The following is a 13,202-nucleotide window of genomic DNA, read 5'->3' on the forward strand; positions in this document are numbered from 1 at the left end:
GGCCGGCCGGGAGAAGCGACGGCGTGGGAGAATGGGCCAATGGCCACTCCCTCTGTCGCCGTCGCGCCCGCGGCATCCGATTCCTCCGCCACCACCGTCGACGAAGCCCGCTCGATCGACTACTCCGTCGCCGACCTGTCGCTCGCACCGGCCGGACGCCACCAGATCCGCCTCGCTGAGAACGAGATGCCCGGACTCATGGCGCTTCGAGAGGAATTCGGGCCGTCGCAGCCGCTGCGCGGGGCCCGCATCGCCGGATCGCTGCACATGACCGTGCAGACCGCGGTGCTGATCGAGACCCTCGTGGCTCTCGGCGCCCAGGTGCGCTGGGCCAGCTGCAACATCTTCTCCACCCAGGATGAGGCCGCCGCCGCGGTCGTCGTCGGCCCGACCGGCACGGTCGAGCACCCCGCCGGGGTGCCGGTGTTCGCGTGGAAGGGCGAGACGCTCGAGGAGTACTGGGCGTGCACCGACCGCATCTTCGACTGGTCGGCCGAGGGCGCAACGGGGCCGAACCTCATCCTCGACGACGGCGGCGACGCCACGCTCCTGGTGCACAAGGGCGTCGAGTTCGAGAAGGCCGGCGCCGTGCCCGATGCCGACGAGGGGGCTTCGGCGGAGTACCGGATCGTGCTCGAGACGCTTCGCCGGAGCCTCGCCCGCGATCCGCAGCGCTTCACCCGCATGGCCTCCGACCTCATCGGCGTCACTGAGGAGACGACCACGGGCGTGCACCGCCTCTACGAGCTCGCCGCCGCCGGGACGCTGCTCTTCCCCGCCATCAACGTCAACGACTCGGTGACGAAGTCGAAGTTCGACAACGTCTACGGCATCCGCCACTCGCTGCCCGACGGGCTGAACCGCGCCACCGACGTGCTCATCGGCGGCAAGGTCGCCTTCGTCGCAGGGTACGGGGATGTCGGCAAGGGCGCCGCCGAGGCGCTGCGCGGCCAGGGAGCCCGCGTGATCGTCGGCGAGATCGACCCGATCTGCGCGCTGCAGGCCGCGATGGACGGCTTCCAGGTGGCGCGACTGGAGTCGGTGCTCGGCCAGGTCGACATCGTGGTGACGGGAACCGGGAACACCGGCGTGGTCACCGTCGAGCACCTCCTCGGGCTCAAGCACCTCGCGATCGTGGCGAACGTCGGCCACTTCGACGACGAGATCGACATGGCGGGCCTGGAGTCGCTCGCCGGTGCGGAGCGTGTCGAGATCAAGCCGCAGGTTCACGAGTGGCGCCTGCCGAACGGTCGGAGCGTGCTCGTTCTCAGCGAGGGGCGCCTGATGAACCTGGGGAACGCCACGGGGCATCCGTCCTTCGTCATGAGCGCGTCGTTCACCAACCAGGTGCTCGCCCAGCTGGAGCTCTACACGCGCCGCGAGGAGTACCCGACGGGTGTCTACGTGCTCCCCAAGGCGCTGGATGAGAAGGTCGCGCGTCTGCACCTCGCTGCGCTGGGCGTCGAGCTCACCGAGCTCTCACCCGCGCAGGCGGCTTACATCGGTGTGCCGGTGGAGGGTCCGTACAAGCTGGATCACTACCGGTACTGAGCCGACAGGGCGGATGACCCGGAGTCAGCGCTCCGGGAAACCGCGCGGTGCTGCGGTCTCACCCGAGGTGAGGGCGGCCACGCGCCGCGCCTCCAGGGTGAGCGCGCGATATTCGCGGTCGCGGCGGATGCTCGCCACCGCCCGCAGGAGGGTCTCGGGGTCGGAGGGGGGCAGCGGCGAGACGTGCGCCGCCACCTCGTTCGCGAGCGACATCGCCACCCGGGCGCGAGCGGCCGGCTCGAGGTTCACCGCATTGCGGACGAACTGCGCGATGCGCCGGGCGAGCGGGTCGGGCAGCCGCGCGACATCCGCGATCGTCGCCCAGCCTTCGAGCGCCGGCGGCATGCCGGGCGCCGGGGCGGGGAGGCGCGGGGTGCGGGTGCGCTCGGCGTAGGTGCCGGCCAGCAGGTCACCCAGCCGCTGCGAGCGCGGAGTGAAGGCGCCCACGATGGCGGCGAGGGCCCCCACCGTGAACCAGATCTCGAGGACGCCGACCAGGGCGCGGATGAACGCCTGCCGGAAGCCGGAGGCGCCGCCGTCGCTGCGGACGATGCGCCCGCCGACGGCGAGCTTGCCGACGCTGCGGCCGCGGGTGGCGGTCTCCACCACGGTGGGGAGAACGACGAGCACGATCACGATGACCGCGATGGTGAGGATCGGGGTCACGACCGGGTCGAGGGCGCCGGAGGCGGTCAGCCACCCGGCGGCGATCGCGAACAGGATGAGGATCGCGGCCCCGATGAGAACGTCGATGAGAGTGCCGAGGGCGCGCAGGAAGAAGCCGATCGGCTGCACGTCGAGGGCGACGGCCTCGCCGGTGAGGATCTCGTCCTGGTCGATCTCCACGATCTGCGGACGGGCTGGCCCGGCGTTTCGCGGGTCCGTGCCGGCGCGCGGGGAAGAGGTGGTCGCCGAGCCGTCGGAGGGCATGACTACAGTGAAACACATGGACCTCGACGCCCTCACCGCTGCGCGGCGGGAGGAGTGGGCGCGACTGGACGAGCTCAGCAGGCGCCGCCGCCTGACCGGAGCCGAGGTCGACGAGCTCGTTGACCGGTATCGCGCGGCGTCGGCGGATCTCGCCGAGATCAAGACCACGGCGGGGCGGACACCCGAGGGCGACCACGTCTCGACGATCCTCGCCCGCGCGCGGCTGCGGCTGACCGGTGGGCGGGAGAACCCGCTGCGACAGATCCCCCGATTCTTCCTGCTGCAACTGCCCGCGGCCCTGTACCGGCTGCGGTGGACGACGCTGGTGATCGCGCTGTCCTTCATCGCCGTCGGCGCGGTCGTGGCGTTCTGGATCTCCTCCGATCCGGCGCTCGTCGCGACCCTCGGGCCGCAGGCCCAGTTGGAGTACTACGCCGAGGAGCAGTTCACCTCGTACTACAGCGAGAACCCCGCAGCCGCGTTCGCCGGCACGGTGTGGACCAACAACGCGTGGATCGCCGCCCAGTGCGTCATGTTCGGCATCACCGGGATCTGGCCCGTGATGGTGCTCGTTCAGAACGCCGTCGCCGTCGGAACGGCCGCGGCGATCATGCTCGCGTTCGACCGCGGCGACGTCTTCATCCTGTTCATCCTTCCCCACGGTCTGCTCGAGCTGACGTGCATCTTCGTCGCCGGGGCAGCGGGACTCCACATCTTCTGGGCGTGGGTGGCGCCGGGTCGCAGGCCGCGGGCCGAGGCTCTCGCCGCCGCGGGGCGCTCGCTGGCAACGGTGGCGATCGGCCTCGTGCTCGCCCTGGCGGTCGCCGGTGTCATCGAGGGCTTCGTCACGGCGCAGCCGTGGCCGTGGCCGGTCAAGATCGGCATCGGCGCGCTGGCGCTCGGCGCGTTCCTCGCCTACATGCTCATCGTCGGCCGCCGCGCCGACCGACTCGGCGAGACCGGCGACATGACCGAGTTCGAAACCGGCACACCCACCCTCGTCGCCGGCTGAGGGCGCCGCGCGGGCGCGAAGGTCGCGCAGTTGGCGGGACGGAACTCGCGGCTGCTCTCGACACCTTCGCGCAACGCGCCCGACACCGCGTGTTCTTTTGATCGACTAAAAAGAACGGACTAGGGTGGTGGCGTGACTTCGCCCGCCGCACCGACCTCCGCCGCCGCGCTCCGCGCGGCGGGCCTGCGGGTCACCGACTCGCGGCGCGCGGTGCTCGATGCGCTCACCGATGCGCCGCACTCCAGCGCCGACGAGCTGTATCGGCGCGTCGCGCGGATCAACCCGCAGACGAATCTGCAGTCGGTGTACAACGCCCTGGCCGACTTCGTCGCTGCAGGGGTCGCGCGGCGCATCGAGCCGGCCGGTCACCCGGGGTTGTACGAGCGCCGCGTCGCCGACAACCACCATCACCTCGTCTGCACGTCCTGCGGCGCGGTGGCCGACGTCGACTGCGTCGTCGGCGAGGCACCCTGTCTGCATCCGTCGTCGGCGCACGGTTTCGCCGTGCGCACCGCCGAGGTGACGTTCTGGGGCCTGTGCGCGGACTGCCGGCCCCTCGGCGCCACATCGGACACCGGCGTCCCGGCGCCCGTCCCCCCGACGACGCGGCGGTGACGCGACGGGCTTCGGCCCGGCATCCGCGCCCTGTCCCTCGCGCCGCCACGTCCATCATCCCCACCCCTGAGGAAGGAAACACATGACGCATCACGACGACGTCACCACCGCCACCGACAGCACCGACACCGCCACGGGCATCGGCGGCGAGACCGAGGTCGACCAGGCCGTCACGGTCACCGACGAGCCCGATCAGCAGGCAGGCTCGTGCCCGGTGGTGCACACCGCGATGCCGCACCCCACCGCCGGCTCGGCGAACCGGGTGTGGTGGCCGAACCAGCTGAACGTGCGCATCCTGGCGAAGAACCCGGCCGAGCGCGACCCGCTGGGTGCCGACTTCGACTACCGCGCCGCGTTCGAAGCCCTCGACCTGGCCGCCGTCAAGCGTGACATCGCCGAACTGCTCACCACCTCGCAGGACTGGTGGCCCGCCGACTTCGGCCACTACGGCCCGCTGATGATCCGCATGGCGTGGCACAGCGCCGGCACCTACCGGGTTACCGACGGGCGCGGGGGCGGCGGCGCCGGACAGCAGCGCTTCGCGCCCCTGAACAGCTGGCCCGACAACGTCAACCTCGACAAGGCACGCCGCCTTCTCTGGCCCGTGAAGAAGAAGTACGGCCAGAGCATCTCGTGGGCCGACCTCATGATCCTCGCCGGCAACGTCGCGCTCGAGGACATGGGCTTCCCGACCTTCGGATTCGCCGGCGGCCGCGCCGACGTGTGGGAGCCCGACGACGATGTGTACTGGGGCGCCGAGACCGAGTGGATGGGCAGCGACAAGCGTTTCTCGGGAGAAGGGCGAGAGCTCGACAAGCCGCTGGGTGCCACCCACATGGGGCTCATCTACGTCAACCCCGAGGGGCCTGAGGGAAACCCCGACCCGGTCGCCGCTGCGCACGACATCCGTCAGACCTTCGCCCGCATGGCGATGAACGACGAGGAGACCGTCGCTCTCATCGCCGGGGGCCACACCTTCGGCAAGACCCACGGTGCCGCGCCGGACTCGGCGCTCGCCGACAACCCCGAAGCCTCTCCGCTGGAGGAGCAGGGGCTCGGGTGGCGCAGCTCCCACGCCAGCGGCAAGGGCGATGACACCATCACCTCGGGCCTGGAGGTCACCTGGACCTACCACCCCACCCGCTGGGACAACGAGTTCTTCCACATCCTCTTCGCCTACGAGTGGGAGCTGATGAAGAGCCCGGCGGGCGCCCACCAGTGGCGTCCGAAGAACGGTGCCGGCGCCGACATGGTGCCGCTGGCCCACGACGGCTCGAAGCGGCGCGAACCGCGCATGCTCACCACCGACCTCGCGCTGCGCATGGATCCGGAATACGAGAAGATCTCGCGCCGGTTCCTGGAGAGCCCCGAAGCCTTCGCCGACGCCTTCGCCCGCGCCTGGTTCAAGCTCACCCACCGCGACATGGGTCCGCGTGACCGGTACCTGGGTGCCGAGGTGCCCGAAGAGGTGCTGCTGTGGCAGGACCCCGTGCCGGCGGTCGACCACGAGCTCATCGACGCTGCCGACGCGGCGGCTCTGAAGACCGAGATCCTCGCCTCGGGTCTGACCGCCTCGCAGCTCGTCGGCACGACCTGGGCCGCGGCGTCGACCTTCCGCGGCAGCGACAAGCGCGGCGGCGTCAACGGCGCACGCATCCGCCTGGCCCCGCAGAAGGACTGGGCGGTGAACAACCCCGCGCAGTTGGCGGAGGTGCTGCCCATCCTCGAGGGCATCCAGCAGCGCTTCAACGAGGCGCAGACCGACGGCACGCGCGTCTCGCTCGCCGACCTGCTCGTCCTCGCCGGCAACGCGGGTGTCGAGAAGGCTGCGGCCGAGGCCGGTGTCACCGTCGAGGTGCCCTTCCGGCCCGGGCGCACCGATGCCACCCAGGAGATGACCGACGCCGACTCGTTCGCGTGGCTCGAGCCCGTCGCCGACGGCTTCCGCAACTACTACGGGCCCGACGCGACGCTCCCGGCCGAGTACCACCTGCTCGACCGCGCCAACCTCCTCACTCTCACCGCACCCGAGATGACGGTGCTCGTCGGGGGCCTGCGGGTGCTCGGCGCGAACTGGGACGGCTCGGACCACGGCGTCTTCACCGATCGGCCCGGCGCGCTCACGAACGATTTCTTCGTGAACCTGCTCGACCTCGGGGTGACCTGGAAGCCGCTCGACCCCGGCTCGCACGCCTTCCAGGGACGCCGTGACGGCAGCGGCGAGTCGGTCGGCATCGGCACCCGCGTCGACCTGGTGTTCGGCTCGAACTCCGAGCTGCGCGCGCTCGCCGAGGTGTACGCGAGCGACGACGCGACCGAGAAGTTCGTGCGCGACTTCGTCGCCGCCTGGACCAAGGTCACCGAGCTCGACCGCTTCGACCTCGTCTAACGGTCGCCGCCGAGCATTCCTCGCAGGGATCGGGCCCGTTCTCCTCACGGAGGGCGGGCCCGTCCTCGTCGAAGGGAGGGCGTGAAGAGCGGATGACGCGGCCCGGCGTCAGCGCGTCCGGGCCTCCTTCTGCGCCGGCGGCGCAGGCGTCTTCTCGAACAGCGCCCGGTGCAGGAATCCCGCGAGGAGACCCCCGACGATCGGGAACACGATGAAGACCCACAGCTGCAGGAATGGCTCGGCTCCGCCGTAGACGGCGGTCGCGATCGAACGCGCGGGGTTGACGGAGGTGTTGTCGATCGGGATGGTCGCGAGGTGGATGAGGGTGAGGGTCAGGCCGATGGCGAGCCCGGCGAAGCCCGCGGTGCCGCGCTGCGGGTGGGTGACCCCGAGGATCACGATGACGAAGATCGCGGTGAAGAGCACCTCGGTGATGATCGCGGCGCCGAGGCCGAAACCGCCGGGGGAGAGCTCTCCGAAGCCGTTGCTGGCGAAACCGCCGTCCTGGGCCTGCGCGAGCCAGTCGCCGGGGCCGAAGAGGCCGATGAGCACGATCAGCGTCGTGCCGACGAGTCCGCCGACGATCTGTGCGATGAGGTAGGCGGGCACGTCGCGCCAGGCGAAGCGGCCGGCGGCGGCGAGTCCGAGCGTGACGGCGGGGTTGAAGTGACCCCCCGAGATCGGGCCGAAGGCGTAGATGCCGGCGATGAGGGTCAGACCGAACGCCAGGGACACGCCGACGAATCCGATGCCGAGCGAGGTGCCGTTCTCACTCGCGCCGACGTCGGCGGCGAAGAGGGCTGCCGAGATCGCGCCGAAGACGAGGAGGAAGGTTCCGAGCGCTTCGGCCACCAGCTTCGTGCTCGTCGAGGGCACGGCATCGCGCGCAGCGGGGTCGTGTCCGGCCGTGGGTGGTGCGTCCGACATGTCGGATTCCTTTCGTCGCGCCGAGCGTAGCGTCGCACGGGGGCGGCCTGTGTCCGCACACGCGGCTCACGCGCGGGCTCGCCTTCCCGCCCGAGGTCTGCCGCACACGCGGCCGGTCACAGCCGTCCGGCCGCCTTCAGGGCGAGGTAGCGGTCGGCGACGGCGGGCGGAAGATCGTCGGGCGAGGCGGCGATCGGCTCCGCGCCGGCACGACGGACCGCGGCGGCGACCCGTTCGGCGTCCCGCGCCGCCCGCGCGTAGGCGGCCTGCCGGTAGAGCTCGTCGGCGTCGGGTCGCGGGTCGGCGGGCACGGGATCGTCGGTGACCGAGGCCACGACGACGCGGGTGCGGGCGGTGAGCGCCGGGAGCGACCCGAGGAACCCGCGAGCGGCCTCGGGGGCGTCCTGGGCGGTCAGTAGTACCACGAGCGAGGGGCGGGAGGTGAGGCGTCGCACCTGTGCGATCGCCGCGTCCCAGTCGGTGTCGATCAGCTGCGGGTCCACCGGAGCCATCGCGTCGACGAGGGCGGGGAGGAGCCCGGGGCCGTCGACCCCGGTCACCCGGGCACGCACGAGGCGATCGAACATCACCAGGTGCACGTGGTCGCCCGCCCGCGATGCGAGGGCCGACAGCAGAAGTGCCGCTTCCATCGCCGCATCCATCCGCACCCCGTCGCCGACCCGCGCGGCCGCGGTGCGGCCGGTGTCGATGATGACGACCACGTGCCGGTCGCGCTCGGGCCGCCAGGTGCGGAGCATGGTCGTTCCGGCGCGGGCGGTCGCCCGCCAGTCGATGGAGCGCACGTCGTCGCCGCGGACGTACTCGCGCAGGCTGTCGAACTCGGTGCCCTGCCCCCGCACCTGGACGCTCGTGTTCCCGTCGAGTTCGCGCAGTCGTGCCAGGCGCGAGGGGAGGTGGCGCCGGGAGGTGAAGGGCGGAAGGACCCGCAGCGACCCCGGGGCGTCGAGGCGCCGCTGCCGGCCGGCGAGCCCCAGCGGACCGGCGCTGCGCACCACGAGGAAGTCGGTGCGCAGCTCACCACGCCGGCGGGGGAGCAGCGGCACCCGCACCCGGCGGGACTCGCCAGGCGGGATGTCGACCGCGGCGCGCTCGGGCGGCGCCCCGGCCGTGGGCTGCCAGGCATCGCGAACCCGCCCCCGCAGCGGCCGCGCGCCGGTGTTGCGGAGCGTCACGCCGGTCTCGACCTGCTGACCGAGAAGGCTTCGCCGAGGAGTGTCGCGGACGACGTCGAGCTGGCGCGGATCGGGCGCCGCCGCTGCATCCGCCAGCGCCAGAGCGATCGAGAGCACGGCCCAGCCCAGCATCGCCAGCCACGCGTCGACACCGGCGATCGAGAGCAGCACGACCGGCACCACGCCGAGACCGACGAAGAGGGGGAGGCGCCCGGTGACGTACACGCTCAGACCGGCACGCGCGTCTGCTGCACCACCGCGGTGAGCACAGCGTCGACCGACACGCCTTCGAGCTCGGCGTCGGGCCGCAGCCGGATCCGGTGCCGCCAGGTGGGCACGAGCAGTGTCTGAACGTGGTCGGGGGTGATCGCGGGGTAGCCGCCGAGCCAGGCCCAGGCCTTCGCCGCCGCGAGGAGCGCGGTGGTCGCCCGGGGGCTCACCCCCAGCTGTACCGATGGGCTCTGGCGGGTCGCCTGGGCGAGGTCGACGACGTACCCGAGTACATCGTCGGTGACCGTCACCCGCGCGGCGGCGTGCTGAGCTGCGACGATCTCTCCGGGGTCGATGACCCGCCGGAGGCCCGCGGCGCCGAGGTCGCGCGGGTCGAACCCCTCCGCATGGCGGCGGAGCACCGCAAGCTCCGCCTCGCGCGGCGGGAGGTCGACGATGAGCTTCAGCAGGAAGCGGTCGAGCTGGGCCTCGGGAAGGGTGTAGGTGCCCTCCTGCTCGATCGGGTTCTGCGTCGCAGCGACGAGGAACGGCGAAGGGAGCGCGCGGGTCACGCCGTCGGAGGAGACCTGGCGTTCCTCCATCGCCTCCAGCAGCGCCGCCTGGGTCTTGGGCGGGGTGCGGTTGATCTCGTCGGCGAGCACGATGTTGCTGAACACCGGGCCGGGGCGGAACTCGAACTCTCCGGTGCGCGCGTCGTAGACGAGCGACCCCGACACGTCGCCGGGCATCAGGTCGGGGGTGAACTGGATGCGCTTGGTGTCCAGGCCCAGGGCGGTGCTGAACGCGCGCACCAGGAGGGTCTTGGCGACCCCGGGCACGCCCTCGAGCAGCACGTGACCGCGGGCGAGGAGGGCGATGAGGAGGCCGGTGACCGTGCCGTCCTGGCCGATCACCGCCTTCCCGACCTCGGTGCGCACCCGGTGCATCGCGTCGCGGAGCGCCGGGTCGTCGAGCGTGGGTGCGGGCGCGCCGGCGGCAGTGCCGCCGGGGGCGGAGGCGGGCGGCTGATCGGTCATGGGCGGTTCCTTTCGGGACGGACGGCGTCGCGGAGGGCGGCTTCGAGTTCGCGCAGGCGCGAGGCGATGACGGTGAGCTGGGCGTCGTCGGTCGGCACATCGTCGAGGAGGATGCCGCGGACGACCCGCCGATCGGCGGAAAGCCGGTCGGCCGTGGCATCGGAGATCTCATCGGCCGCGGCGTTCGGGGCGAGGCCGACGAGCCGGGCCATTCGGCGCAGGGCCGCGATGCGGAGATCATCGGCGGCGTGCGCGGCATCGCGGGTCTGGGCGTACAGGCGCGCGCGGCCCTCGGCGGTCTCCGCGGCGCGGACCGTGACCGGGAGGCGCTCGCGCACGAGCGGACCGAACCGGCGGCCGCGCCAGATCGCGGCGGCCGCGGCGGCGAGGAGCAGGAGGGCGATGGCGGGACTCACCCAGGGCGGAGTCGACTCGCCGAGCGAGGGGTCGGTGTTCTCCAGGTCGGTGTCGCCGAGCATCGGGTCGTACCAGACCACGAGCGGATGCCGCGCGAGCAGGTTCACGCCGAGAGCGGCGTTTCCGTCCTCGGCCAGCACCTCGTTGACGAGGATCGCGCGGCCGTCGATCGCTGCGACGCGGCGCCCCTCGGTGTCGGAGACGACGAGGCCTGCCGCACCGTCGTCGGTGAGGTAGCAGCCCCGGGCGTCGTCGCCGGCGTCGAACACCGCGCCGGGGGCGACCGGGCCCGACCGCTCGGCGTCGGCGAGGTCGCACTGCGGGTCGAGCAGTGCGTCGGCGCGGCCGCCGACGGTCGTGCCCGGGAGGAAGAGACGGAGCGTGCGAGAGCGCGGATCGATGAGGACGACGTCGTCGGCGGGGGCGGCGAGAGCGGCGAGCCCGTCGTCGGAGAGGGCGGGGGTGTCGGGAAGCACCAGCGTGGACCCCGCGTCGCCTCCGTCGAGCGCGCGCGTGACGGCGTCCCGCGTGCGCGCGACCTCGACCTCGACGCCCTGATCGCGCAGCACCTCGACCAGCGCCCGCGTTCCGGTCGGGCCGGCCGACTCGGGGTCGAAGGCGTCGCGCTGGGCCCACTCGCCGAGACCCGACAGCAGGGCGCCGAGGCTGCCGACGGCGAGGAGGGCGACCGCGAGTGCGATCCAGCCCCCGATCCGCCGTCGCCGCGAGGGGGGTGACGGCGCGACGGAGGGGCCGGAATCGGTGCCGGGAGAGGCCGCGGTCATCCGATCGCACCCCTCCGGGCGAGCGCTGCCGGCCTCGCCGCGGCGAGCTGCTCGTCCAGGCGGCTCAGCCGGTCGTAGTCGTCGCGGGAACCCGGTCGACGCAGGTAGCGGACGTCGTCGAATGCGGAGGCGCCCGCCTCGAGATCCGCTGCGGCACTGGGGAAGACGCGCCCGGCGGACCGGGCGAACGCGTGCACCGTGGCGCCGGGCGGCGTGCTGACGACGCCGCGTTCGGCGAGGCCGCGCGCGAGCGCGCGGAATCGGAGGATGAGGGCCTCGTCCCACTTCCCGGCGTCGGCCGCGGATGCCGCGGCGCGGCGAAGATCGTCGGCGCCGCGTTCGTCGGAGTCGCCGAAGAGGGCGGCGACCGGCGCGGCGGCACGACGTCGTGCGCGGGGAAGACCCCACACCAGGAGGGCGACGATGATCAGGGCGGCCACGCCGATGGCCGCGATGAGGGCGAAGGTCGATCCCAGACCGCCGGAGACGTCGGTGGAGAAGAGTCCGCCGAGGAACTCCCCGATGGCGCGGGCGATGCGGTCGAAGGCCGTCGGCTCTGCTTCCGCGTAGATCGGATCCGACAGCTCCCGCTCCGCCCATTCCCGCGCCTCGTCGCCGTCCGGGGTGACGGGTGTCGCGCCGAGCATCCGTGCGACGCCGGAGATCACGGTGCGTCGCGGTCGGCGGTGTCGCCGCCGGGAGCGCCGCCGGGTGCCGTCCAGCTCGTCGGCGTCGCGCCTGCGGGCGGCGAGGGGGCTTCGACCTGCCCAGCCGGCGGCGGGGCGTACCCGGGCGGCGGGCCGTAGCCCTGGGGCGCGGGTGGGCCCGGAGGCGCAGGCGGCGGTCCGTAGCCCTGCGGCGCGGGATATCCCGGCGGTGGTCCGTAGCCCTGCGGAGCCGGGTACGCGGGGGAGGCCGGTACGGACGGTCGCGGCGCGATCGAACGGCCCACGTGCAGGCGGTAGGGGTCGGCGAGGTCGGTCCGCCCGGCGTCGCGCTGCTCGACGTAGCTCTGCAGATCGAGGTCGAGGCCCTCTCGACGCATGCGGCAGTCGATGTAGACCAGCGCCGATGCGGTGGACTGCACCACGACGGCCACGGCCTGGATGAGCAGGGTCACGACCTGGGTCAGGACCAGCCCGAAGATGAGGGCGACGATGGCGCCCGGCTCGGGGTCGCCGGTGGGGGAGATGATCGTCGTGACGCCGCTCGTGAGGAGGCTGAACGGCACGCTCACCAGCTGCGCGAGCACCGAGAAGGTCAGCGAGACGAGCACCAGCACACCGAGGCCCACCCAGAACCGGCCCCGGATGAGAACCCACGACCGCACGATGGCGCCGCGGATGGTGGCGTGCTCGAGGATGATCGCCGCGGGCGCGAGCATCAGCTTCGTCGACAGCCAGAGCACCAGCGGGATCGCGGCGAGCACTGCCAGCACGCTCAGGACGATGGCGACGGGGAGCGCCGCGAAGCCGATGGCGACGAGAAGGAGCACCACCAGGGTCACCGCGACGATGCCGGCCGCCGCGAGCAGGAACGCGTAGCCGATCAGTCGCCAGACCACGGGCTTCAGCTGGGCCCAGATCGCGCCCAGGGTCGGCTTCTCGGCGACGGCACCCCGAGCGACCTCGGTCACCACGACACCCTGGACGATGACGCCGACGGCGCCGGCGAGCAGGCCCAGCACGATGCCGGCGACGACCACGAGGGCGATCGATCCGGCGAGCACCGTGTCGAACTCCTCAGACCCCGGCCGCAGGGTGTCCAGGCGTGAGAACGCGCCGATGGCGATGGCGCCGATGGCGACGATCACCACGATGTAGGTGACGGCCTGGATGCCGAGGGCGAACCCGAGCAGCACCTTCGGGTTGTGCCTCAGTGCCGTGAACGACCTGCCGAGGATCGTGCCGAAGGTCAGCGGGTGCAGTGGGATGATGCCGGGCCGGGATGCCGGCGTCCACGCCGGGTACGACGTCACGGGGCGGTCCTCCTCGCGTGTGCGGCCATGCGGTCGCGGTCGCGCCGCACCGATTCCATCGTGTCATACCGTCGCGCAGCGGCCTCCGGACTCCCTGCTGATGCTCGGTGCGCCCCCAGGCGCCGTCGACTAGTGTTGCTCAGAGCGTTCGACACCCG

General features: G+C 72.4%; 11 protein-coding genes. 4 read left to right on the forward strand and 7 right to left on the reverse strand.

Annotation, left to right across the window (positions count from 1 at the left end):
• Positions 1 to 39: 39 nt before the first annotated feature.
• Positions 40 to 1,551: an adenosylhomocysteinase gene (gene ahcY / locus DT073_RS07025; RefSeq protein ID WP_124292741.1), complete on the forward strand. Its 1,512-nt coding sequence runs from the start codon at positions 40 to 42 to the stop codon at positions 1,549 to 1,551.
• Positions 1,552 to 1,575: 24 nt separating this feature from the next.
• Here the strand turns inward: ahcY and DT073_RS07030 are convergent, their stop codons facing one another.
• Entirely contained in the window at positions 1,576 to 2,481 is a 906-nt protein-coding gene (locus DT073_RS07030; protein ID WP_124292742.1) for an RDD family protein, read from the reverse strand.
• Positions 2,482 to 2,497: 16 nt separating this feature from the next.
• On the opposite strand from DT073_RS07030, the gene DT073_RS07035 reads away from it, so the two are divergent.
• From DT073_RS07035 to katG, 3 genes are all read left to right on the forward strand, one after another.
• Positions 2,498 to 3,493, forward strand: coding sequence for a stage II sporulation protein M (locus DT073_RS07035; protein ID WP_124292743.1), 996 nt, complete (start codon positions 2,498 to 2,500; stop codon positions 3,491 to 3,493).
• A 132-nt stretch (positions 3,494 to 3,625) separates the two neighbouring features.
• Entirely contained in the window at positions 3,626 to 4,108 is a 483-nt protein-coding gene (locus tag DT073_RS07040; protein ID WP_124292744.1) for a Fur family transcriptional regulator, read from the forward strand.
• Positions 4,109 to 4,190: 82 nt separating this feature from the next.
• Positions 4,191 to 6,497 carry a catalase/peroxidase HPI gene (gene katG / locus DT073_RS07045; protein WP_124292745.1) on the forward strand — a complete coding sequence of 769 codons (2,307 nt, stop codon included), beginning with the start codon at positions 4,191 to 4,193 and terminating at the stop codon, positions 6,495 to 6,497.
• Positions 6,498 to 6,605: 108 nt separating this feature from the next.
• Here katG and aqpZ read toward each other — a convergent pair whose 3' ends face one another.
• From aqpZ to DT073_RS07075, 6 genes are all read right to left on the reverse strand, one after another.
• Positions 6,606 to 7,424 (reverse strand): aquaporin Z, encoded by an 819-nt coding sequence (aqpZ, locus tag DT073_RS07050; RefSeq protein WP_124292746.1) that lies wholly within the window; start codon positions 7,422 to 7,424, stop codon positions 6,606 to 6,608.
• Between the two features lie 116 nt (positions 7,425 to 7,540).
• Positions 7,541 to 8,842 (reverse strand): DUF58 domain-containing protein, encoded by a 1,302-nt coding sequence (locus DT073_RS07055; protein WP_124292747.1) that lies wholly within the window; start codon positions 8,840 to 8,842, stop codon positions 7,541 to 7,543.
• Positions 8,843 to 8,844: 2 nt separating this feature from the next.
• Positions 8,845 to 9,864: an AAA family ATPase gene (locus tag DT073_RS07060; protein ID WP_124292748.1), complete on the reverse strand. Its 1,020-nt coding sequence runs from the start codon at positions 9,862 to 9,864 to the stop codon at positions 8,845 to 8,847.
• The gene (locus DT073_RS07065; protein ID WP_240638801.1) at positions 9,861 to 11,066 is read right to left on the reverse strand and encodes a DUF4350 domain-containing protein; all 1,206 of its coding nucleotides are present in this window, start codon (positions 11,064 to 11,066) and stop codon (positions 9,861 to 9,863) included. Before DT073_RS07065 ends, DT073_RS07060 begins: the two co-directional genes overlap by 4 nt.
• Positions 11,063 to 11,734 (reverse strand): DUF4129 domain-containing protein, encoded by a 672-nt coding sequence (locus tag DT073_RS07070; protein WP_124292749.1) that lies wholly within the window; start codon positions 11,732 to 11,734, stop codon positions 11,063 to 11,065. Before DT073_RS07070 ends, DT073_RS07065 begins: the two co-directional genes overlap by 4 nt.
• On the reverse strand, positions 11,731 to 13,044 hold the full coding sequence (locus tag DT073_RS07075) for a glycerophosphoryl diester phosphodiesterase membrane domain-containing protein (RefSeq protein WP_124292750.1): 1,314 nt from the start codon (positions 13,042 to 13,044) through the stop codon (positions 11,731 to 11,733). The genes DT073_RS07070 and DT073_RS07075 overlap by 4 nt, the downstream gene beginning before the upstream one ends.
• Positions 13,045 to 13,202 lie beyond the last annotated feature (158 nt).

The sequence above is a fragment of the Microbacterium sp. ABRD28 genome, assembly GCF_003850245.1.
Taxonomy (GTDB): Bacteria; Actinomycetota; Actinomycetes; order Actinomycetales; family Microbacteriaceae; genus Microbacterium.

Coding starts and splice junctions, on each gene's coding strand:
- ahcY (WP_124292741.1), top strand. CDS start 40: ATGGCCACTCCCTCTGTCGCCGTCGCGCCCGCGGCATCCGATTCCTCC.
- DT073_RS07030 (WP_124292742.1), bottom strand. CDS start 2,481: ATGCCCTCCGACGGCTCGGCGACCACCTCTTCCCCGCGCGCCGGCACG.
- DT073_RS07035 (WP_124292743.1), top strand. CDS start 2,498: ATGGACCTCGACGCCCTCACCGCTGCGCGGCGGGAGGAGTGGGCGCGA.
- katG (WP_124292745.1), top strand. CDS start 4,191: ATGACGCATCACGACGACGTCACCACCGCCACCGACAGCACCGACACC.
- aqpZ (WP_124292746.1), bottom strand. CDS start 7,424: ATGTCGGACGCACCACCCACGGCCGGACACGACCCCGCTGCGCGCGAT.
- DT073_RS07060 (WP_124292748.1), bottom strand. CDS start 9,864: ATGACCGATCAGCCGCCCGCCTCCGCCCCCGGCGGCACTGCCGCCGGC.
- DT073_RS07065 (WP_240638801.1), bottom strand. CDS start 11,066: ATGACCGCGGCCTCTCCCGGCACCGATTCCGGCCCCTCCGTCGCGCCG.